Origin of the sequence: Prevotella sp. oral taxon 313 (assembly GCF_003043935.1) — a bacterium.
GTDB lineage: Bacteria > Bacteroidota > Bacteroidia > Bacteroidales > Bacteroidaceae > Prevotella > Prevotella jejuni.
In genome coordinates this window covers 2917141-2940987 of the sequence record NZ_PYXE01000001.1, presented here as the reverse complement: position 1 = coordinate 2940987, position 23847 = coordinate 2917141, and the positions used below count along the sequence as shown (strand labels likewise).

17 protein-coding genes and 1 rRNA gene are annotated in these 23847 nt (G+C 43.9%); 7 read left to right on the top strand and 11 right to left on the bottom strand.

Features of this window, described 5'->3' with window-relative positions; translation table 11 throughout:
- Positions 1-34 precede the first annotated feature (34 nt).
- The 6 genes from AXF23_RS11520 to pflB all read right to left on the bottom strand — a co-directional run bounded on the left by AXF23_RS11520 (position 35) and on the right by pflB (position 9035).
- Positions 35-1565 (bottom strand): 16S ribosomal RNA (locus AXF23_RS11520).
- Between the two features lie 628 nt (positions 1566-2193).
- Entirely contained in the window at positions 2194-3867 is a 1674-nt protein-coding gene (locus tag AXF23_RS11510) for an AMP-binding protein (RefSeq protein WP_107625383.1), read from the bottom strand.
- Positions 3868-4001: 134 nt separating this feature from the next.
- A complete protein-coding gene (locus AXF23_RS11505) occupies positions 4002-4556 on the bottom strand; it encodes a helix-turn-helix domain-containing protein (RefSeq protein ID WP_107625382.1) in 555 nt (184 codons plus the stop codon).
- A 643-nt stretch (positions 4557-5199) separates the two neighbouring features.
- On the bottom strand, positions 5200-5676 hold the full coding sequence (locus AXF23_RS11500) for an arginine repressor (protein ID WP_089365379.1): 477 nt from the start codon (positions 5674-5676) through the stop codon (positions 5200-5202).
- Positions 5677-6019: 343 nt separating this feature from the next.
- Complete coding sequence (gene pflA, locus AXF23_RS11495) at positions 6020-6802, bottom strand: pyruvate formate-lyase-activating protein (protein WP_167386060.1); 783 nt, start codon at positions 6800-6802, stop codon at positions 6020-6022.
- The gene (pflB, locus tag AXF23_RS11490; RefSeq protein WP_009012539.1) at positions 6789-9035 is read right to left on the bottom strand and encodes a formate C-acetyltransferase; all 2247 of its coding nucleotides are present in this window, start codon (positions 9033-9035) and stop codon (positions 6789-6791) included. The genes pflA and pflB overlap by 14 nt, the downstream gene beginning before the upstream one ends.
- Before the next feature lie 382 nt (positions 9036-9417).
- Here pflB and AXF23_RS11485 point away from each other — a divergent pair, with 382 nt between their 5' ends.
- Together AXF23_RS11485 and AXF23_RS11480 are read left to right on the top strand one after the other, a co-directional pair.
- The gene (locus AXF23_RS11485) at positions 9418-10146 is read left to right on the top strand and encodes a Bax inhibitor-1/YccA family protein (RefSeq protein WP_089365381.1); all 729 of its coding nucleotides are present in this window, start codon (positions 9418-9420) and stop codon (positions 10144-10146) included.
- Between the two features lie 803 nt (positions 10147-10949).
- A complete protein-coding gene (locus AXF23_RS11480) occupies positions 10950-11909 on the top strand; it encodes a M48 family metallopeptidase (protein WP_089365382.1) in 960 nt (319 codons plus the stop codon).
- A 145-nt stretch (positions 11910-12054) separates the two neighbouring features.
- Here AXF23_RS11480 and AXF23_RS11475 read toward each other — a convergent pair whose 3' ends face one another.
- The 4 genes from AXF23_RS11475 to rpmH all read right to left on the bottom strand — a co-directional run bounded on the left by AXF23_RS11475 (position 12055) and on the right by rpmH (position 15484).
- Positions 12055-13050, bottom strand: coding sequence for a D-alanine--D-alanine ligase (locus tag AXF23_RS11475; protein WP_107625381.1), 996 nt, complete (start codon positions 13048-13050; stop codon positions 12055-12057).
- Between the two features lie 174 nt (positions 13051-13224).
- Positions 13225-14325: an RluA family pseudouridine synthase gene (locus AXF23_RS11470; protein ID WP_107625380.1), complete on the bottom strand. Its 1101-nt coding sequence runs from the start codon at positions 14323-14325 to the stop codon at positions 13225-13227.
- A 6-nt stretch (positions 14326-14331) separates the two neighbouring features.
- Entirely contained in the window at positions 14332-15111 is a 780-nt protein-coding gene (locus AXF23_RS11465; RefSeq protein WP_107625379.1) for a PASTA domain-containing protein, read from the bottom strand.
- 217 nt (positions 15112-15328) lie between these two features.
- Positions 15329-15484, bottom strand: a complete 156-nt coding sequence (gene rpmH, locus AXF23_RS11460; protein ID WP_004361653.1) for a 50S ribosomal protein L34 — start codon at positions 15482-15484, stop codon at positions 15329-15331.
- Between the two features lie 218 nt (positions 15485-15702).
- Between rpmH and efp the strand changes: the two genes are divergently transcribed.
- From efp to cdaA, 3 genes are all read left to right on the top strand, one after another.
- On the top strand, positions 15703-16269 hold the full coding sequence (efp, locus tag AXF23_RS11455; RefSeq protein ID WP_009012547.1) for an elongation factor P: 567 nt from the start codon (positions 15703-15705) through the stop codon (positions 16267-16269).
- A gap of 934 nt (positions 16270-17203) precedes the next feature.
- Positions 17204-18046 (top strand): dihydropteroate synthase, encoded by an 843-nt coding sequence (folP, locus tag AXF23_RS11450; protein WP_107625378.1) that lies wholly within the window; start codon positions 17204-17206, stop codon positions 18044-18046.
- Between the two features lie 120 nt (positions 18047-18166).
- On the top strand, positions 18167-18943 hold the full coding sequence (gene cdaA / locus AXF23_RS11445) for a diadenylate cyclase CdaA (protein WP_089365387.1): 777 nt from the start codon (positions 18167-18169) through the stop codon (positions 18941-18943).
- Between the two features lie 208 nt (positions 18944-19151).
- On the opposite strand, the gene AXF23_RS11440 is transcribed toward cdaA, so the two are convergent.
- On the bottom strand, positions 19152-20897 hold the full coding sequence (locus AXF23_RS11440; protein ID WP_107625883.1) for a GNAT family N-acetyltransferase: 1746 nt from the start codon (positions 20895-20897) through the stop codon (positions 19152-19154).
- Positions 20898-21307: 410 nt separating this feature from the next.
- On the opposite strand from AXF23_RS11440, the gene pta reads away from it, so the two are divergent.
- On the top strand, positions 21308-22351 hold the full coding sequence (pta, locus tag AXF23_RS11435) for a phosphate acetyltransferase (RefSeq protein ID WP_107625377.1): 1044 nt from the start codon (positions 21308-21310) through the stop codon (positions 22349-22351).
- 117 nt (positions 22352-22468) lie between these two features.
- Positions 22469-23674: an acetate kinase gene (locus AXF23_RS11430; protein ID WP_089365388.1), complete on the top strand. Its 1206-nt coding sequence runs from the start codon at positions 22469-22471 to the stop codon at positions 23672-23674.
- The last annotated feature ends 173 nt before the right edge of the window (positions 23675-23847 follow it).

Below are 23847 nucleotides of genomic sequence, written 5' to 3'. Positions count from 1 at the left end.
ATCAACTAAATCAACTAATAAGCGAACTCTCCAGAAAGGAGGTGTTCCAGCCGCACCTTCCGGTACGGCTACCTTGTTACGACTTAGCCCCAATCACCAGTTTTGCCCTAGGCCGATCCTTGCGGTCACGGACTTCAGGCACCCCCGGCTTTCATGGCTTGACGGGCGGTGTGTACAAGGCCCGGGAACGTATTCACCGCGCCATGGCTGATGCGCGATTACTAGCGAATCCAGCTTCGTGGGGTCGGGTTGCAGACCCCAGTCCGAACTGGGACCGGCTTTCAAGATTTGATGCAATTTGCATTACACCATCCCTCTGTACCGGCCATTGTAACACGTGTGTAGCCCCGGACGTAAGGGCCGTGCTGATTTGACGTCATCCCCACCTTCCTCACACCTTACGGTGGCAGTGTCTCCAGAGTGCCCAGCATCACCTGATGGCAACTGAAGAGAGGGGTTGCGCTCGTTATGGCACTTAAGCCGACACCTCACGGCACGAGCTGACGACAACCATGCAGCACCTTCACAGAGGCCCCGAAGGGCGTCATTATCTCTAAATCCTTCCTCTGCAATTCAAGCCCGGGTAAGGTTCCTCGCGTATCATCGAATTAAACCACATGTTCCTCCGCTTGTGCGGGCCCCCGTCAATTCCTTTGAGTTTCACCGTTGCCGGCGTACTCCCCAGGTGGGATGCTTAATGCTTTCGCTTAGCCGCTGATACCAAGTACCAACAGCGGGCATCCATCGTTTACTGTGCGGACTACCAGGGTATCTAATCCTGTTCGATACCCGCACCTTCGAGCTTAAGCGTCAGTTGCGCTCCCGTCAGCTGCCTTCGCAATCGGAGTTCTTCGTCATATCTAAGCATTTCACCGCTACACGACGAATTCCGCCAACGTTGTGCGTACTCAAGGAAACCAGTATGCGCTGCAAGTCAGACGTTGAGCGTCTACATTTCACAACACACTTAATCTCCGGCCTACGCTCCCTTTAAACCCAATAAATCCGGATAACGCCCGGACCTTCCGTATTACCGCGGCTGCTGGCACGGAATTAGCCGGTCCTTATTCGTATGGTACCTGCAAACAATCACACGTGATTGACTTTATCCCCATACAAAAGCAGTTTACAACCCATAGGGCCGTCATCCTGCACGCTACTTGGCTGGTTCAGGCTCGCGCCCATTGACCAATATTCCTCACTGCTGCCTCCCGTAGGAGTTTGGACCGTGTCTCAGTTCCAATGTGGGGGACCTTCCTCTCAGAACCCCTACTGATCGTTGCCTTGGTGGGCCGTTACCCCGCCAACAAGCTAATCAGACGCATCCCCATCCATTACCGATAAATCTTTACTTCAAATCTGATGCCGTCATCGAAGACTATGCGGTATTAGTCTGCCTTTCGGCAGGTTATCCCACAGTAATGGGTAGGTTGGATACGCGTTACTCACCCGTGCGCCGGTCGACGTCCATTCGGTGCAAGCACTAAATGCCGTTTCCCCTCGACTTGCATGTGTTAAGCCTGTAGCTAGCGTTCATCCTGAGCCAGGATCAAACTCTCCATTGTAAAATATGTTTTGGTGATAAGTGATGGGTGATTAATGATAATGAATACCATGTTAACCCAAACGCTTCACCGAGTAATCTCTGTTTCAGAACGCTTATCCTAAAAGTATCAAGTAAAAAGCACCTTTTCTTTTGTTCCTTAATTGTTTTGAAGCGATGCCTCAAAAGCAGAAACAATGAATTGATCGGTTCGTTTCTTTTACCCATCCATTTGATATAAAACCAAACAGACGCTTCTTGTACTACTTCTCTGTTTATGTAAATCTTTTCAAAGAACTCTTTCTTCTATGCTTTAACTAACTTGCCAGGTGGCTTGTTTTGTAAAGCGAGTGCAAAGGTATAGAGAATTTACTTACCCTCCAAACATTTTGAAGAAAAAGTTTCAAAAAAGTGCACTTTTTCTTCTTTCAGACCTAATTTGAAGCTTAATAATCGGATTACACCTTATATAATATAAGCAACATACAACCGTAATAAAAGCAATCACACATCATTCTCATGCCTCTTTAAATTCAACGGAACAGCATCAACAAGGGGCAGAGGCTCTATCTTTGAATTAAAAAAAGTCAGAGATTAGCCTAACCACCCACCCGATACACACCGTTTTACAGTCCTCTGAAGGCAGAAGACTACTGCTTATCACGCTCACGAATCTCCACACGACGAATCTTACCAGAGATAGTTTTAGGCAAAGCATCCACAAATTCAATGATACGCGGATACTTATAAGGAGCAGTCACACGTTTAACATGACCCTGCAACTCCTTTATGAGCGCCTCTTTATCCTTATCCTTCCACTCCTTAGCAAGGACAACAGTAGCCTTAACAACCATACCACGAATTTCATCAGGTACACCCGTCACAGCACACTCAACGACAGCCGGATGCGTCATTAACGCACTCTCTACCTCAAACGGACCAATACGATAGCCCGAACTCTTAATGACATCATCAGCACGACCTACAAACCAAAAGTATCCTTCCTCATCACGCCAAGCCAAATCGCCTGTATGATAGAGATTATCATGCCACACCTTCTCCGTCAGTTCAGTATCCCGATAATAGCCCTTAAAGAGTCCCAACGGTTTTCCTGCACTGGTATCGATACATATCTCACCCTTCTCACCATCTTCACACGGTGTTCCGTCAGGCCTCAACAATTGTATATCATACTGAGGATTAGGCTTTCCCATACTTCCAGGTTTAGGTTTAACCCAAGGAAAAGTACCCAAAGTCATCGTTGTTTCAGTCTGTCCAAATCCCTCCATCATTTTAACTCCAACGAGGTCGAAGAACTTTTGGAACACAACAGGCTCAAGTGCTTCTCCTGCCGTAGTACAGTATCTTAGCGAAGAGAGGTCGTATTTTGAGAAATCTTCTTGCAGCATAAAGCGATAGATAGTAGGTGGAGCACAGAACGATGTAATGTGATATTTCTCCATCATACACATAATCTTCTCAGCCGTAAATTTCTCATGATCATACACAAAGACCGTTGCGCCGGCAAACCACTGCCCATAAAGCTTACCCCATACAGCCTTACCCCAACCAGTATCAGCCACCGTCAGATGGACACTATCCTCATCGAGGTTATGCCAAAAGACACCCGTAATAAGATGACCTAACGCATAGAGATAATCATGTGCCACCATCTTCGGCTCTCCACTGGTACCACTTGTGAAATACATCAGCATCGTGTCTTCATTGGAGTTTACCTTCTCTGGTCGAACAAAGGCTGGTGCCTTCTCCAATTCAGCAAACCAATCATGAAAACCTTCAGCCACAGGTTTATTTCTCTTAGCCAATGAGTTAACAGCAACGAGCACTTCAACTGTTGGACTCTCCGCCATAGCCTGCAGAACCTGCGTCGTTACGTATTCATCATTGACGCATATAATAGCCTTCACCGACGCACGTTGATTACGATAGACAATATCACTTGCCGTCAACATGTGGGTTGCAGGGATAGCCACAGCCCCTATCTTACACAAAGCCATCATCGAAACCCACCATTGATAATGGCGTTTCAAAATCAGCATAACCTTGTCTCCACGTCGAATACCAAGACTTAGGAAATAAGCAGCAGCTTGATCGGTCTGCTCTTTGAACTCCGCATACGTCGCTTTCAGCTCCTCTCCACGCTCACTGGTCCACAACAAAGCCAACTTATCAGGTGCCACTTTCGCCCATTCGTCCATGACATCATAAGCAAAGTTAAATGTTTCAGGGACTTTGAAATGCAAGTGTTCTCGAAAATCTGCCTCTGACGTGAAATGTGTTTGCGTCAAATATCTTTCTATCATCTTATCCTATTGAATTAAAAACATGGTCTATAGACTACTCTATAGCACATAAATAAACATTAAAAGACCAAACCCTTTCTCTAAGTCTCACGATATTCCATCGTTTACTTAGAGCTATTGAGTGAATTAAAAACCTAAAATATAATTGCCAAGAAGCGCATCGTCACGTTATCCAAAGCACGCATACAGTGAGGCTGATTAGCATCAAAATAAATACAATCGCCTGGTTCTAAGATAAATTTCTTATCCCCTATTCGCAGGTCCATACGGCCTTCCCAAACCATATTGAACTCTTGTCCAGGGTGTATATCCATATTTACAGGGGCATCTTCAGGCTTCGGCTCAACCGTCACAAGGAAGGGGTCGGCCCGACGCCCACTGAATCCGCTTGCTAAACTCTGATATTTATATGCGAACTTACGCTCTACGCTCATACCTTTCCCCCTACGTGTAAGGAAATAAGAACACATGTGTGGTTCCTCACCAAACATCAAAGCGTCCAATGCAATACCATACTTTTGAGACAACTTATACAGTCTACTAACCGACAAGTCGTTCTCACCCGCTTCCATCTTTAGATATTTCTCCTCCGTGACACCGCAGGTCTCTGCCATTTCCTCTACTGAGAGGTCTAAAGATTCACGTAACCCTTTTAATCTTTCGCCTATTTGCTTTATCGCTTCTTCCATAATTCAACATACTACTTTACTCTCCGCAAAAGTAATAAATAAAATCATATCGGCATTAAAAAGTAACAAGTATTCGATAAAATAAGCATTAAATAATTAAATTTATACACACTTGTAGGATGTTTGTGCATGTAAATAGTAACTTAAAAGTGTAATCTAACAAAGCTAAATAACCCTACACAGATATAGAGGATATTTATAAAAGAAGAAGAAAGAACCCTGAACGTGCACGCAGAAAATGTAAAGATATTTCGGCGAACATTTCCTTCTCCATTCGAAGAGAGCCTCAACTTGTTTCAAGAAGACGCCCTTCTTCATCCAAGAACATGCCCTTCAAGAAGCAAGAAGACGCCTTTCTTGGAGCAAGAAGGGCGTCTTCTATTTCGTTATTCACAACATACTGATTACTTGTGGGTTACAGATTCAATTATAAGAGATAGTACATTCCTATTTCGAAGATACTTGTCGAGACCAACTGTAATAGTTTTTTACGCTTCACCTAAGTCCTCCGAAATATGGAGTAGCGACCAAGCTACCACTAAGAAGATAGGATAAGCCATAAATAAAGCTCGTTGCGTAAAGCCCTATTCAAAGGAAATACGCAACGAGCTAACGTCGAATATAGTTGATTACTACCTAAGTACTATCCAATCTCTGGGATTACGTAAGACAAAGCATCCAGCACTTGCCCACGAGTAGAACCCTCACGAAGAGCGATGAAGATGGTATCATCGCCAGCAATAGAACCTAAGATGTAAGGAGAATCCAAGTTATCAATATCGTATGCAATAGCACTGGCGTAGCCAGGGCGCGTCTTGACAATAGCCAACTGACCAGAGATGTTCACCGAGATATACCCACTTCTCTGCAACATCTCAGTTGCCTTACGAGGCGTTGTCACACGTCGGTACATAGTTTCGTTTGGTAGAACATAAACGTACTTACCATTCATTGAAGCGGCCTTAGCCACCTTCAACTGTTTTAGGTCACGACTCAACGTAGCCTGCGTCAGCTTAAATCCCTCTTGTTCCAATACCCTCAATACTTCTTCTTGGGAACTTAGTTCCATACTTGAAATAAGCATTTTCAATGTTTCAAGTCTACTGTTTTTTACCTTCATAACCCGTATATAAATTCTAATTCGGCTGCAAAAGTATGCAATTACACCGATATATGCAAATAAAAACGTATAAATTAAGAAGAAAGAGTATTATTATACCGCATCATGTTGCATAAATACTCAATAATAAAACATACATACTTCCAAACTTATCTCCACCTATCAGTCATCCTGTCACATTACGTCTCTTAAAGCTAACCTTATTGCTATAACCATCTAAAAGCTTAGCGACGAGACAAGAAAACAGAGGAACATGTATCTACAAAACACCAGAGGAATAACGCAAACCCCTCATGAAGCTTACTTATAAGACACTTGTTACACCATTATATATATACCCCCGTCATTCTGTCAATATCTTACGTGCATGGAGAACACTCTCTTCCGTAGGAGGTTTCACGTCTGTGAGTTTATAAGGAATGCCCAACTGCTCCCATTTATAGACTCCCAAGTCATGGTAAGGCAGCACCTCAACACGCTCCACATTGCTTAACGTGTCTATGAAAGAACGAAGTCTGTGCAACGACTCATCGTCGTCATTAATACCAGGGACTAAGACATGTCTTATCCACACAGGTTTATGAATATCCGACAGATAACGTGCACAATCTAAGATATTCTCATTCTCCCACCCCGTAAGCCGTTTATGGGCATCATTGTCAATATGCTTTATGTCTAATAAGACTAAGTCGGTATATTTCATTAATGCTTCAAAAGCCGAGAAACGACCATCCTTTCTGCTGAAAGGTTGGGCAGAAGTGTCAAGACAAGTATTGATACCTAAGTCCTTAGCCTTATGGAATAGCTCGGTCAGAGGCTGTATCTGTAGCAGCGCCTCACCCCCACTCACCGTGATGCCACCCTTCTCACCCCAATAGCTGCGGTATCTAAGTGCTTGTGAAAGGACATCATCAACAGAGCGGAGGTTACCCCCCGCCCTGTCCCATGTGTCTGGATTATGACAGTACTGGCACCGCATAGCACATCCTTTAAGGAAGATGACGAAACGAATACCAGGCCCATCAACCGACCCGAACGACTCTACAGAGTGCACTCGCAGCATCGTCTCGGATGTCGGCAAATCCGATAATTCAATATGTTGACTATTCACTTTACATTGATCCATGTGCTCGACGAGCAATAACGTCCATCTGCTGCTCACGTGTGAGGTCGATGAACTTCACAGCGTAGCCACTCACACGGATGGTAAAGTTAGCATACTCCTCCTTCTCAGGGTGCTCCATACAGTCGATTAGTTTGTCTACACCAAAGACATTCACATTCAGATGGTGTGCACCACGGTCGAAGTAGCCATCCATAACACCCACGAGCGTGTTGACACGTTCCTCATCATTGTGGCCAAGAGCGTCTGGGCTAATCGTCTGAGTGTTTGAGATACCGTCAAGCGCATACTCGTATGGGAGCTTGGCAGTTGAGTTCAACGATGCTAACAAGCCATTCTGCTCTGCGCCATAAGACGGGTTAGCACCCGGCGCAAGCGGTGCACCAGCTGGACGACCATCTGGCATATTACCTGTAAACTTACCATATACCACGTTTGAAGTGATGGTAAGGATACTTGTTGTAGGCTCTGAGTGACGATAGGTGTGGTGTTTACGAATCATATCCATGAAGGTCTTTAACAACCATACTGCTATATCGTCAGCACGATCATCGTCATTACCATAACGAGGGAAGTCACCCTCCGTCTTATACTCTATTGGGAAGCCAGTCTCATCACGTATGATGTTCACCTTAGCATACTTGATAGCCGAGATAGAGTCGACCACATGACTGAAGCCAGCGATACCCGTTGCGAAAGTACGACGTACGTCTGTATCGATGAGAGCGAGCTCTGCAGCCTCATAGAAGTACTTGTCGTGCATGTAATGGATGAGGTTCAATGTGTTTACATAGACACCCGCCAACCACTCCATCATATCCATGAAGCGAGGCATAAACTCCTCGTAGGTAACGACATCACCCTCTATCGGACGGTAAGCAGGTCCACACTGCTCACGTGTCTTACTGTCAACGCCACCACTAATAGCGTATGTAAGACATTTAGCAAGGTTTGCACGAGCACCAAAGAACTGCATCTCCTTACCTGTCTGGGTAGCAGATACACAGCAACAGATAGAGTAGTCGTCGCCCCAGATTGGTCGCATAACATCATCATTCTCGTATTGTATAGAGCTGGTAGAGATAGAAATCTTCGCAGCATAGTCCTTGAAATGCTTTGGAAGACGAGAGCTATAGAGCACGGTGAGGTTAGGCTCTGGTGAAGGACCCATATTCTCAAGTGTATGAAGGAAGCGGAAATCATTCTTAGTCACCATTGAACGGCCGTCCATACCTAATCCTGCCACCTCGAGCGTAGCCCATACAGGGTCGCCAGAGAAGAGCTGGTTGTATGAAGGAATACGTGCAAACTTAACCATACGGAACTTCATAACCAAGTGGTCGATAAGTTCTTGTGCCTCTTTCTCCGTTAGTGTGCCTTCTTTGAAGTCTCGTTGAATGTAGATATCGAGGAAGGTTGAGATGCGACCCACCGACATCGCCGCACCGTTCTGGGTCTTTATGGCTGCTAAATAGCCAAAGTAAAGCCACTGAACAGCCTCATGTGCATTGTTAGCAGGCTCAGAAATGTCATAACCATAGATGGCTGCCATCTCCTTCATCTCCTTAAGAGCCTTTATCTGCATAGAGATCTCTTCACGTAAACGGATTATCTCTTCAGTCATCGTACCGTCTCCACAGTTGCGAAGATCCTTTGCTTTCTCGTTGATAAGGAAGTCTACGCCATAAAGTGCAACTCGACGATAGTCACCAACGATACGTCCACGACCATAGGTATCAGGGAGTCCTGTAAGAATATGGTTGTGTCTTACAAGTTTCATCTCGTCTGTATAAGCATCGAAGACACCATCGTTATGTGTCTTACAATACTTTGTGAAGATTTCATGTAGCTTTTCAGAAGGTTCATAACCGTAGGTTGTGCAAGCTTGCTCAGCCATCTTGATACCACCATACGGCATAAACGCACGCTTCAGAGGTTTATCAGTTTGTAAACCAACAATTTTCTCCAAATCCTTGGTTCCTTCTCCGATGTAGCCAGGGCCGTAGGCAGTCATACTGGAAACGACCTCGGTCTCCATGTCTAACACACCATTCTTAGCACGTTCCTGCTTTTGCAGCTCTTTGAGCATACCCCAAAGTTTGTTTGTTGCGGCTGTAGGTTCTTCAAGGAATGAAGCATCACCATCATAACTTTCGTAATTATCTTGGATAAACTGACGCATATTGACTTCGTCGAGCCACTTTGTACCAGTAAATCCTCTCCAGGCTTTTTTCATAAATGTCTGTTTGTTACGTTGTGAAATATTTAATACTTTTAGCTATAACACATCATACTTACAAAGTACTATGTATTACAGTGACCAAAGTTAGGCAAAAAAAGCGTAATAGCAAGTAATTGAACACATTATTATACATAAAATACATAAAAGTAGGTATGCCTTTCGTAAAGTCGAAGCGAAAATGATAATAACACGTAACCCACCTTATTATATAAAGCAAAAACCATAATATCTAAAAAAATGAAAAAACATGTGCTACATTTGTCAGTATCTAATCTTTCCATTATCTTTGCGATTGAATGGCATGACATTTGTACATTCAAACATAGATGGCCCATTTCTTTTGAGCCAATAACCCATTGATAACAAATTAAAAAGAATGAATATGAACTTTGACAATTTCACTAACGTAACAAACACACAAGAGCGTGACTTAGAGATGTCACGTGTCTTCCCTTCCTTAATGCGTAAGGTTTATATATGGATGACGATGGCACTTGCTATCACTGGTGTCGTAGCATACGGTGCGGGTAACTCTCCTGCGCTCATCCAGTTCCTTTACATGGGTAGAGGTGCTATGATTGTCATGGCATTAGTAGAGTTTGGTATCGTCTGGTATCTCTCTTCACGCATTGACAAACTGTCTCTCACAGCAGCAACAATATGGTTCATTATCTTTGCTACTGTCAATGGACTCACATTAGGATGGATTTTCGCAGCCTTCTCATCAGCGGCCATCACGAAGACATTCCTTGTAACAGCAGGAACCTTCGGAGCAATGGCATTGATAGGTTCTACTACTAAGAAGGACTTGACGAAGATGGGGGGTATCCTCTTCATGGCCCTTATCGGTCTTATCATTGCAGGTCTTGTGAACATCTTCCTAAAGAGTGCAATGTTCGATTTCATCGTAAGTGGTATCGGTGTACTTGTCTTTACAGGACTTACTGCATGGGACGCTCAGAAGATTAAGCGCAACCTTCAGATGGCACCAGATGCTGACGAGGGTGCTCAGAAGATAGCACTCCTTGGTGCATTGAGCCTCTACCTTGATTTCATCAACCTCTTCCTCTATCTTCTCCGTTTCTTCGGTAACAACAGAAACTAATCAGACAAGAGAAATAAACATCTAAGGACAGCCGTAATTCGGTTGTCCTTTTTTTATTGTCAAACGTAAAAGAGGACATGCGTTGTCCATCAGTTCCTTATTTTTTTACCGTAGATATAACCTCAAAACACCAAGATTAGTTTTATTTTCAGTTGCTGTCATATTTAATATTTAGTGTAACCACGCTATTATCTAACGACCTACACAGCCAAAAAGGATAACAGATATGACAGGAAAAATTATTTTTTGCAAATTGAACTATCAGTAGTAACTACTCTCATCACACATGAAAAGTGAAAGAGAGAATACCTTTTCAGAACGCTTAGACTATGGATAACTAATAAAAACATCCTCAGACAAGTTTATTCATAACGCCTTACTCACTCTTAGTATTAGGTCATCATCTGGCTTCCCTCCCCTCATCTATCAATGTCCAAACATCTCGAACACCTTGTCCGGAGGCTTCGGACAAAGTGTCCAGAGGCCTCGGACAGATTGTCCGAAGCCTCCGGACACATGATGAAAACGACAGTTAGCAACCGTATTGCAGCTTACAGAGATGGGAAGAGACCACATATACCAAACAAGCACAGGGTTAATACTATTTCAAGTACACGTTGAAGGCAGTTTTCTTAATAATTATATACATAATAACACACTAAATATTAATCAAAAGAGACCCATCATTAACCCAATTTTAAATAAAATTTAAAGAAAATAGAAAGCCCTAATTTAGCTTGTGTAATCAAAAAATAATCAATACATTTGCACTTATAAGAAATATTATTAATTACTAAAATCGTATGAAAAAAAGTATCTTTAGCGTATGCGTTAGTGCCCTACTCTTATTAGGTTCCATGCCTGCAATGGCACAGTTCAACATTGGTAAAGCAGCAGGTGGTGCTACGAAAGTGCTAAAAGCAGCCACATTAACAGATGCCGACATGGCAAAGTATGTAAAAGAGTATATTGAATGGATGGACGAGCACAACCACGTTTGTGACGCAAATAGTCCTTACACGAAGCGTCTGAATAGACTGACAAAGGGACTGACATCGGTTGAAGGCATCCCTTTGAACTTTAAGGTGTACTATGTTATAGACGTTAATGCCTTTGCTTGTCCTGATGGTAGTGTTCGTGTCTTCTCTTCTCTGATGGACGCAATGACCGATGATGAGTTGTTAGGTGTTATCGGACATGAGCTTGGACACGTCGCACACAAGGACTCAAAGAAGCGATTCCGCACAGCTTTGCTTACCTCTGCCTTGAAAGACGGTATCTCTTCAACCAACGGTGTGGCTTCATCTCTTAGCCAGTCACAGCTTGGCGACCTTGGTGAGGCTCTCCTTCAAGCTAACTATTCACAGAAACAAGAGAGTAAGGCTGACGCCTACGGCTATGATTTCCTCAAGGAGAACGATAAGAACCCATGGGCTATGGCACTTGCATTCGAGCGTCTTAAGAAGTTAGAAGAGGATGCTGGCGTTCAAAAAGATAGTAAATGGCAGCGCATGTTCTCATCTCATCCAGACCTCGACAAACGTATCAAGACTATGAGTAAGCGTGCTGAGAGAGATGGATTCACCCGTCCTGAGAACAAGATGCCAGAGAAGATTGTACGTGAAGAGCCTGCACAGACTCAGCAAACAACTGAGAAGACGGTCAGCAACCGCACTCCAAGAAAGCAAACCGTAGGTAAGCGCCCAGCTGGCAAACGCCCTGTAGGCAAGCGTCCTGCACGTCCTGCACACAGACGTAGATAATAATTACCTGTTTGTTCGTGACTTTCTGTCAACGAACAAACACGAAAAAGAGAGGGTATCAGAAAGCCTGTCGGAAGGACAATGGCATATCTGATACCCTCTCTTACTTTATGTTGTCTTGAAAGAGATAAACTCTATCCTTTCACTAAAACTGATTCTCAACAATATCGGATAGTACATCCTTGATATCTAAACCGGCTGCTCGCACCTGTTGAGGGATGAAGCTGGTAGCTGTCATACCAGGAGTAGTATTGATTTCGAGCATGTTGATGACATCATTACCGTCCTTATCCTTTGAAATGATATAGTCAATACGGATGATACCATTGGCATGAAGGATGTCATAGATACGACTGGTCTCGGCTGTTACACGCTTAGCTGTCTCCTCAGACATACGGGCTGGGGTGATTTCCTCAACCTGACCGTTATACTTAGCATTGTAGTCAAAGAACTCATTGCTGGTTACTACCTCCGTAGCAGGGAATACAACAGACTTATTCTTAGTCTTATAAACACCCTGAGAGATTTCCATTCCATCCATGAAAGCCTCTATCATCACCTCATCACTCTGCATAAAAGCAACACGAAGAGCTGGTGCTAACTGGTCGATATTCTTCACCTTTGACACACCAAAGCTACTTCCATCAGAAGAAGGCTTAACGAAGCAAGGCATACCAAGGCGTTTTTCAATCTCAGCCTCATCGTACTCTTCACCACGACGGAGCAAGATGCTGTCTGCTACCTTTATCCCAAAGTTGCGTAGATAGTTATTAAGAACATATTTATCAAAGGTCAAAGCCTCAACCAACACACCTCCTGTTGAGTAAGGAAGATGGAGAAGATCGAAATAGCCTTGCATTACTCCGTTCTCACCAGGCTGTCCATGAATTGTAATATAAGCATAATCAAACTCCGTACGCTTACCGTTCACGACAAAAGAAAAGTCGTTCTTATCGATTGGAGCAATACTTCCATCAGGCAATTCGACATTCCAATCGAGACCTCTTACGTCTACTATATATATATTGTAACGCTCCTTATCAAAGAAAGAGTATAACCCTTGTCCTGAACGCATAGATACATCATGCTCTGATGAGTCGCCACCACAAACGATAGCAATTGTACGCTTTAATTCTTTCATTGTACCTTTTTTATTTTTATTCCCTCTTTTCCCTTGCAGAGAAGGATATTTTTTATTCCCTTCGTAGGGCTTATTTGGGTTATTATTATTTCTATCTTTATGAATAGTCAATGGTATGGACGAATTAAAATCCTACTAATAAGCGATTTACCCAACCATCAACTCACAATTTCACTACTCGTCAGCTTGTTTGCTTGCTAAGCCTCCAACGTAGCTTCTCCACTTCTCTATCAATGTGGCAAGGTCGTTTGGAAGCTCACTCGTAAAGTCCATCTGCTCACCCGTAACTGGATGAACGAATCCTAACGTCCGTGCATGGAGTGCTTGACGGTCGCAGATAGCAAGACAGTTATGGATGAACGCCTTATAAGAACTCGACCGTTGCCCACGCAGAATCTCCGTTCCTCCATAACGCTCGTCCCCGAACAAAGGATGACCAATATGTTTCATGTGTGCACGAATCTGGTGTGTACGTCCCGTCTCAAGGATACACTCGATAAGTGTTGTATAACCGAAGCGCTCAATGACACGATAATGTGTGACAGCAGACTTACCGATCTCCGAATCAGGAGGGAATACAGTCATCCGCAATCTATCCTTCGGATCACGCGCAATGTTCCCTTCGATGCGCCCTTCATCATCTGTCAGATTACCCCAAACAAGGGCATTATAGCTGCGATGGGTTGTCTTATTAAAGAACTGTTTACCCAAGGCTGTCTTCGCATCAGGCGTCTTTGCAATCACCAAAAGGCCACTCGTATCCTTGTCTATCCTATGTACCAACCCAACCTCAGGGTCATTAGGGTCGAAGGAAGGCATGTCCCGCAGATGCCAAGCCACTGCGTTGATCAATGTACCATGGAAGTTGCCTGCTCCAGGATGCACGACAAGACCCGCCGGCTTGTTTACTACCATCAAGACATTGTCCTCATAAACAATATCTAAGGGTATATCCTCTGCCTCTATCGTATTATCATGCTTTGGGCGGTCGAGCATTAAGGTGATAACATCCTCTGGACGCACCTTATAATTACTCTTCACTGGTGCGTTATTCACATGGATATACCCCGCATCAGCAGCCTTCTGAATACGGTTACGACTGGAGTGTTGCATCCGTTCGAAGAGGAACTTATCAATACGGACAGGCTCTTGCCCTTTGTCTACCACGACACGGAAGTGCTCATACAATGTTCCCTCCCCTTCTCCACAGCCTTCAGTAGGAAGGAGATCATCGTTAAGCTCATCGTCAAAAACAATCTCTTCTTCTGTTGTCATCGTAAACTACTCTTTTGATCTAACCGAAGATGGGTCGGCAGGTAAGCCCGATTGTGAAGAGGGACCCGAACTACCAGTACCCGACCTTCCACGGCTATCTTTTATCTCGTTGCCATTCTCATCAACAGGCACCTCTACATATTCCTCTACCTCATCGTATTTAGGAACCTTCTCTTCTACTTCCACGTCTTCATACTCAGGCTCATTCAGTCCTGCTGTATCAGAGATTTGACGTGTACCATCACCCACCTGCAAGACAATCACAGCATCAGATGGAACACGATCGCCTGCTTGTACATGCTTACCATTAACCAAGATGCCATAAATCCAGTCTTTCTCACCAGGGATATATTCTGGTTCACCGACCTTAAAGCCCATAGAGAGCAACTGAGCCTGCGCCTCACGAAGCGAGTTATTATCAATAATATCAGGGATGACAAGCGATGGAGCGCTCGCAGCATTAATCGTTACATAGATTACATGGGTAGACTTAACGCGCTTACCTCCTGCTGGCGATTGTTCAAGAATACAATCAGCAGGAAGCTCCTTCACATATCCTGTATCCGTAACCTCGATTGTCAGTCCTACTTTATCCATTATATCCACAGCATCATCATACTGCTTATGAATAACATTCGGTACGACGATAGACTCACCATGAAGTGTATAATAGTCAAGCCCAAACCTGACTCCTATCGAGAGTATCAGCACAAGGATGACAATAGCAAGGATATTACCCCAGATATATGTGCTGTTAAATTTGTGGAAGAATTCTCTTGATGTCATTCAACTTGTCTCTTTTTCTTCTAACTAATCAACTCGTAGTATTCTCAAATAACTTGTTTACTCGTCAACCTGTCAACTTGTCTACCTACCAACTCACCAACTTGTCAACTCATAATTCTATCTGGCAAAGTTAGATAAAAAAACGGAAAGAAGCAAAGAATACTCTCTACTTCTTTCCGTTTTCACCTATTTCCTCATCAAGGACAGGCGTACTCATTTACTTTCCGTGATGCTCGTCAGAAACAGTTAACTTCTTACGACCCTTGGCACGACGGGCAGCTAATACGCGACGACCGTTCTTTGTTGCCATTCTCTCGCGGAAACCATGCTTGTTGACACGGCGACGATTGTGCGGCTGAAATGTTCTTTTCATTTTCTTATCCTATTTTATTGTTATTATGCAAATTATCAGTACGACAGGACAAAGCCTGCCATTATGGGCTGCAAAATTACTTAATCTTTTTGAATTAACCAAGAAAACGATGATTTTTACGCCCTTTATTTACGTTTTTTTCTATATTTTCTGTAACTTTGCACCGCATTTACAAGATAACAGCATATAAAAAATAACAAATTAGATATTAACAGATTATGATTAATTCACAGGAAATCAAGATCGGAACATGTATCCGTCTCGATGGTAAAATTTGGACTTGCATCGACTTCCAGCACCGCAAGCCAGGTAAAGGAAACACTGTTATGATTACCAAACTAAAGAATGTATCAGACGGCCGTGTGCTTGAGCGTACATTCCAGGTAGGTTTCAAACTTGAAGATGTACGTGTTGAGCGTCGCCCTTACCAGTATCTTTATCAGGATCCAACGGGTTACATCTTCATGAATCAGGAGACTTTCGAGCAGATTCCTATCCCTAAGCACCAGATTACTGGTTCTGACTACATGAAGGAAGGTGACGTTGTAGAGGTTGTTACAGACACTTCTGACGGCACAATCCTCCTCGCTGAGATGCCTGTTAAGACTACCTTGACTATCACACACAGCGAGCCAGGCGTTAAGGGTAACACTGCTACAAACGCAACAAAGCCTGCTACACTTGAGACAGGTGCTGTTGTTCGTGTCCCTCTCTTCATCAATGAGGGTGAAGTTATCCAGATTGACACTCGTGATGGTAGCTACTTGGGCCGTGTAAACGCCTAAGTCTCGCCTGTCGAAAGACAGATATTATCATCAAATAGCATATAGAATAGGATATGTCAGACGACTGGCATATCCTATTTTTTTGCTTTCCTTCATTCCTTAAAAGCTTATCACTAAATCTTATTCCTTACTTTCCCAAATTCTTGACAATAGAATACTGTAACCTATTTCTTGCTTTCCTCATTCCTTAAAAGCTTATCCCTAAATCTTATTCCTCACTTTCCCCAATTCTTAACAATAGAATACTGTAACCTATTTCTTGCTTTCCTCATTCCTTAAAAGCTTATTATAGGATAAGAGAAAAGAGTATAACGGCCCATTCGCAAGGCTCAACCCATCATTTGATTACACCTTTCTACCATCTTCACAACTCGTTCTACAATAAGAGAAAAGTTCCACCTTCAAATTATTTTCACGACAGGAAAGATTTATTTTCATGAAGAAAAATATTTTTTTTCATGACAAGAAATATTTTTCTTCATGAAAATAATTCGAGACCTAACGCCACTCTACCTTCATCTTATCTTTTTTATCAAGTTCTACAAACCTCATTCTCTCTTACAAACGACATCACTTTCCCACATCACTAACTCCCCCATCTCCCTGTTATCATGCCTTATAACGCCCCCAAATACCCTGTTACCCTATCTCAAACATCTCCTGCCTACTCTGTTACCATGTCTTAAAACCACCCCACTCTACCCTGTTACCCTGTCTTAAACATCCTCTGTCTACTCTGTTACCATGTCTTAAAACCATCCCACTCTACCCTGTTACCCTGTCTTAAACAAACCCCGTCTACTCTGTTACCATGTCTCAAACCATCCCACCCTACCCTGTTACCCTGTCTTTAACAAACCCTGTCTCCCCCACTAAGTTATTTTTTTCAATTCAAAATTCCCATATATGCTACTTTTGCATTACCTTTGCGGATATGGAGAATATGAACCTTGGGGCAGACATAAAGCCCACTAATTACACTATCAACGTACGAGGGCAACTCATCGACTTGAGTCATCCACTCGTCATGGGTATCATGAATGTAACACCCGACTCTTTCTTTGCCGACAGTCGAGTACAGACAGAGGAGGCTATCCGCCAACGTGCACACCAGATAATGGCTGAGGGAGCGAAGATTATTGATGTTGGTGCATGCTCAACACGCCCTGGCGGCGAGGTTGTCAGTGCTGATGAAGAGATGCGTCGACTGGCTTTTGCACTCCCCATCATACGAGAAGCCGAGCCAGATGCTATCCTTTCTATCGATACCTTCCGTGCGTCAATAGCCAAACGAACGATAGAAGAGTTTGGAGCCGACATCATTAATGATGTTGAAGAAGGCAAAGATCCAAACATGTTCCCTTCTGTCGCCGAATTAGGTGCACCTTATATATTAATGTCTACGGCAGCCAATCTACACGATATGCTCATCAATTTCTCACGTGAAGTGCAAGAACTACGTGCTTTAGGACAGAAAGACATCATCCTCGACCCAGGCTTTGGCTTTGGAAAAGGGGCCGTCGACGGTAATTACACACTACTAAGCGTGATGGAGCGACTGCAGGTAATGGAACTACCTATACTCGTTGGCATTAGTCGTAAGCGTATGATTCATCAGCTCTTAGGCATAACAGCCGCAGAGAGTCTTAACGGTACAACCGTTCTGAACACTATCTCCCTCATGAAAGGAGCCAACATTCTTCGCGTTCACGACGTTCGTCCTGCCGTTGAAGCAGTGAGAATCGTTGAGGCAATGCGTCAGAATGCCGAGCAGTAAGCTCGATTTTACACATTAATTATAACCCAACAGATAACCCATACTTCACCCACTATCAGCTATCCTCTGCCCTACACGGTCAGAGACGATGGTAAAAAGACGGGGAGTAGTTTTGTAATTATGTTTTTCCCATTTGGTATAAAGGATGTAATCGACATCGTGCTGGTAGCATTGATGCTCTACTATAGTTACCGATTGATGAAAGAGTCGCGTTCGCTGAACGTCTTTATCGGTATCATGGTATTCATTATCGTGTGGCTCATAGTCAGTCAAGTGTTAGAGATGCGCTTATTAGGTAGTATCTTAGACAAGCTCGTTTCGGTGGGAGTCATCGGTCTTATCGTTCTGTTCCAAGAAGATATACGTCACTTCCTCTATAGCCTTGGCGCACACCGAAAGGTGAATAACATCATGAAACTATTCACAAGGAAAGGCAATAAAGGTGAGGTAGACAAAGAGACCATTATGCCTATCGTCATGGCCTGTATGAGTATGAGTCGTGGAAAGGTTGGTGCACTGATTGTCATAGAGCGTGGTGTGATGTTGGAAGACATTGTTGAAACCGGTGACCTGATTGATGCTCGTATCGACCAACGCCTAATAGAGAACATCTTCTTTAAGAACTCACCCCTTCATGACGGTGCGATGGTGATTTCAAAACGCCGTATCAAAGCAGCAGGTTGCATCCTTCCTGTCAGTCATAAGCAGGATATTCCAAAGGAACTTGGCCTCCGCCATCGTGCTGCCATGGGTATCTCGCAAGACTCAGACGCCTTGGCTATCATCGTATCAGAGGAGACGGGGCGCATTAGTGTTGCCATGCACGGTGAGTTCCAACTACGTCTTTCAGCCGAGCAGTTGGAGAGTATCCTCACAAAAGAGATTGTCACTGTGTGATGGGTGTTGGGTGTTGAGGGGTAGGTGTTGATGAATAGCGATGAATGGTAGGTGTTGGGTGATGAGTGGTAGGTGTTGGGTGAATACTTATAAAGGGGGTTGGATAAAATGTAAATCAGCAACCAACATTCAACACTCAACGCCCATCAACCAACATCTAACATCACTATTCATCAACACCTAACACTCAACACCTAACACCTAACACCTAATTAAGCATTAAGTTCATCTCAAGGCTATCATCCTTAAAGATATAATCAGCTAACTCAGCAATCGTTAGTGAGCGCGTATCAGGCAACGGTCGATTTGTTCGAACGACGTGTCCTCGCTTGATTTGGAAGTATGTGTTGTTCATTGGAATATCCGAATCGTCATACACACGGATATTCTCTGTACGTTCAGGATGGCGTTGCGCATAGAGTTCTAATGCTTTCTCCGCATTGATAACACGTATCATTGCAGGGATATCTTTGGTCTCTTGCTGTCCAGTCGGGTTAAGCGTCAATGTGAGACGATTGTCCTCCTTAATAATCTCCAACCCTTCCTCGTCATGTAAGAGTACACAGTCTTTCTTGCGTTGCCACTCATCAAAGGTCTTAAAGTCTATCTTGTCAATCTCCTTCGGACCCGGAGTACAAGTGATGTTACGTGTGTAACCACATCGAGCATACCAGTCATAAAGCCATTCCTCAGCAGGTATTAATGTGGCAAAGACAATATCCTTGTGATAAAGACGGAAATGAGCCTGTGACATAAGGTTGTTGCCCATGTTCTGCTTGCGGTACTCCTCTCGTACACTCACACCACTAATATAAGCAGTTCGCACCTCTTCTGAATAATACTTCATCGTATAAGGGAGCGTCTGAAGGGCTGCCACAGTGTGCTGATCAACCTGACAGATAACGTTATATTCAGGTTTGAAGACACGTGAGAAATAAAGTTGAATAAAGGGTTCAACGTCATGGAAGGTGTCACGCCATAGTGCTATCGTCTCCTCCTTAATCTCCTCCTGTGTCTCTTCCTGCGCCAGTGGATATTTCTCCATGATAACATTCTTCTCCAAGAGGATGTCTGGCTTATAAGAAAGCTTCGCATATCGGAGACCCTCTATACCAAGGTCTTCCTCACGATTCATATACTCATATTGCTCTGGGAGATGCTGTGCGAACTCCTGATTGATGATAGAGAAAGCTCCTTCGTAGGCCGTGTCAGCCTTCTCAACACACACGTCAAAGACCGTATTCGTAATAGGACAGCCAAAGGTAAAGGCTATCAGCTTGCCATCTACCCATATTGTCCCACCGAGAGCACCAATCTCATCCCACAAGTCGAAGACACGTGTCATTGAACGAAGCTCCTCTGAGAGTTCTTCAGACTCGTCTGTATCTTCCTTTGTGACAGCTCTCCATGACTCTTCCACAGCGATACACTCTGGTATCATGTCCTTTGTTAGTGGTCGATACTCATAGTTTGGGAAGCTCTTACGGAACTTATTACAGTGGTTACGCTTCCCTTGTAGCTTCTTACCAGATAGTGTCGCCAGCTTTTCTCGTGTGTAGATATAATCGAAGTGGTCGCGGTCTGGCTTAATATAAAAGGTCTCTGGGAAGGTTTCCTCTAATATTTTCGTCATATAAGAACATACGCCTAACATCAAGAAGGGATGACCCAAGATGATAGCATCGTCTCGCATCTGACGAACAACAGCAGCAAAACGCTCTCGCATCCCCTCCTCCCACTTGCATTTCCACACCGGAGCCATATAAGCAAGATGGTGTCCTGTATAGAAACGGAACACTAAGAAGCCATCAACCTCAGCTATTTGCGTATTATATAAGAACCTCCATGAAATGATGTTGGCAAAGCTTAAGTCGCAATTCATGCGGTCGCCACACAGCGTATAACGCTGTATTAATTCACGGTCGGTCGTCTTTACATCATGAAACTTAATCATATAATTATCTACATTGTTTAGATTACAAAGATAATCAGAAATCTTTAGACTCACAAAGGCAGGCTTGCTTTTATTCTTATAAGGGTGAAATAAAATGGTATCTCCTATCATCATATAAGCTAATGTAAGTAGATAGCGTCCTGTTTAGCCCCGATTACCATTGATGTACACTATCCGCACATGCGGTGTGAAGTCCCTGTACAACTACGAAAGAAGGTAAAATAGGAGCATTTTCACCCCTATCACATTCAAAAGACAGCCATAGTAAGGTCATTACTAAAAATGTTTAGCAAACAACATAATTCTCTTTTATGGGAGAAAACAATAATTATGTTTGGCATTACAACTTTCTTTTGCTATCTTTGCATAGCAAAACTGAATTTATAATAAATACATTTTAAGATACAAATATGGACTTATTAGAGCAAATCGTTGCACGTGCTAAAGCCGACAAGCAGCGTATCGTGCTCCCCGAGGCAGAAGAGGAGCGTACCTTAAGGGCAGCTGACAGAGTGTTGGCTGACGACATCGCCAATCTGATCCTCATTGGAAACCCAGCCAACATACGTAAGCTTGCCACAGAGTGGGGGCTTAAGAATATTGACAAGGCTACCATTGTTGACCCAGAAAACAACCCAAAGAGTGAAGAATATGCCGCTAAATTGGCCGAACTACGCCAAAAGAAAGGTATGACATTAGAGCAGGCTCGTGAGCTGGTAACCAAGAACAATCTTTACCTCGGTTGCATGATTATTAAGACAGGAGGTGCTGATGGACAGATTTCTGGCGCCCTCTCTACCACAGGTGATACCCTTCGTCCTGCCTTACAGATTATTAAATGTGCACCAGGGATTAGCTGTGTGAGTGGTGCTATGCTTATTCTTACACATGAGGAACAGTATGGTGAGAACGGAATCGTCGTTATGGGCGACGTTGCTGTTACTCCTAACCCAACAGCCGACCAGTTGGCTCAGATCGCATATACCACTGCTGAGACCGCAAAGAGCGTTGCTGGCTTCCAGAATCCATACGTTGCTATGTTGAGCTTCTCTACTAAGGGCTCTGCACAAGACGCTAAGGACCGTGAGACCGGTAAGAGTGTTTATATCATCGACAAGGTCGTTGAGGCTACAAAGATTGCCAAAGAGAAATTCCCAGAACTGAAGGTTGATGGCGAACTACAGGCAGATGCCGCATTAGTCCCAGCCGTTGCAGCAAAGAAGGCACCAGGTTCTGACATCGCAGGTAAGGCTAACGTGCTCGTTGTTCCTAACCTTGAGGTAGGTAACATTGGCTATAAACTGATTGAGCGCCTCGGTGGTGCGAAGGCTATTGGCCCTATCCTCCAAGGTATAGCACGTCCTGTAAACGACCTCTCACGTGGCTGCTGCGTCGATGATATCTATTATATGGTAGCTATCACAGCGTGTCAAGCACAGGACGCAAAGAGGTAAACTGAAATCAAAAGTGCTGATCTAATAGTTATTACTTCGTCTGTTGCACTATTAGAAACCAGCAAGACTCAAAATCAATATTACTAACAACATCATTCAATAATCACAATTACGTATATGAAGATATTAGTTTTAAACTGCGGAAGTAGTTCTATTAAATACAAACTGTACGATATGGCAGACGAGTCTGTACTGGCTCAGGGTATCGTTGAACGCATTGGTCTTGATGAGGCATTCATCAAAGTGAAACTTGACAATGGTGAGAAGAAGCAGATTATGGCTGACCTTCCTACCCACAAGGAGGGTGTTGCACTCGTATTCAAGGTGCTCCTCGACCCAGAGATGGGTGCTTTGAAGAGCTTGGACGAGATAGACGCTGTTGGTCATCGTGTCGTACAAGGTGGCGATCTATTTGAGAAGAGCTGCATCGTAACCAAGGAGGTGGAGGAAGGTATCGAGAGTCTTATCGACCTTGCACCTGTTCATAACGCAGGACACTTGCGTGGTTTGCGTGCTGTTGACGCTTTAATGCCTCACACACCACAGGTAGTAGTATTCGACAATGCGTTCCACAGCACCATGCCTGACTACGCTTACCTCTATGCAGTGCCTTACGAGTTCTACAAGAAGTACCATGTTCGCCGCTACGGCTTCCATGGAACGAGCCATCGTTACGTGTCACACCGTGTCTGTGAGATGCTTGGTGTTGACATTAAGACACAGAAGATTATCACTTGTCACATCGGTAATGGTGCTTCAATGGCTGCTATCAAGAATGGTAAGGTCATCGACACCTCTATGGGACTTACCCCATTGGCAGGTTTGATGATGGGTTCACGCTCTGGCGACATCGACCCTTCTGCCGTTACATACCTAATGGAGAAACTCGGAAAGAAGCCACAGGAGATGGCAGACTTCCTTAATAAGGAGTCTGGTGTACTTGGTATTACTGGCATCAGCTCGGACATGCGCGACATTGAGAACGCTGACAACGCTGGCGACAAGATGGCTCATCTGGCATTACAGATGTACACCTATCGTATTAAGAAGTACATCGGTGCTTACGCAGCAGCAATGAATGGTGTGGACATCATCGTTTGGACAGCTGGTGTGGGTGAGAATCAGACTGGTCTTCGTTGGGATGCTTGCAAGGACATGGAGTATCTTGGCATTAAACTCGACAAGGAACGCAACATGTGCCGAGGTGAGGAAAAGGTACTCTCTACCGACGACTCAAAGGTAAAGGTTGTCCTTGTTCCAACAGACGAAGAGATTGTTATTGCACGCGACACACAGGACTTGGTCAGAGACTTGAAGAAGTAAACATCGTGACTTAGACGTATTAGGCGGTTATAGACATCCCATAGGGAGCTATAACCGCCTATATTTGTATAAAGACATTGTCGAATAACGATAAAGACACATAGAAACGCGAAAGGTAGTTGTCTCACGACAACTACCTTTCTTTTAACTAAACTTAATCTACAAACCTGAGT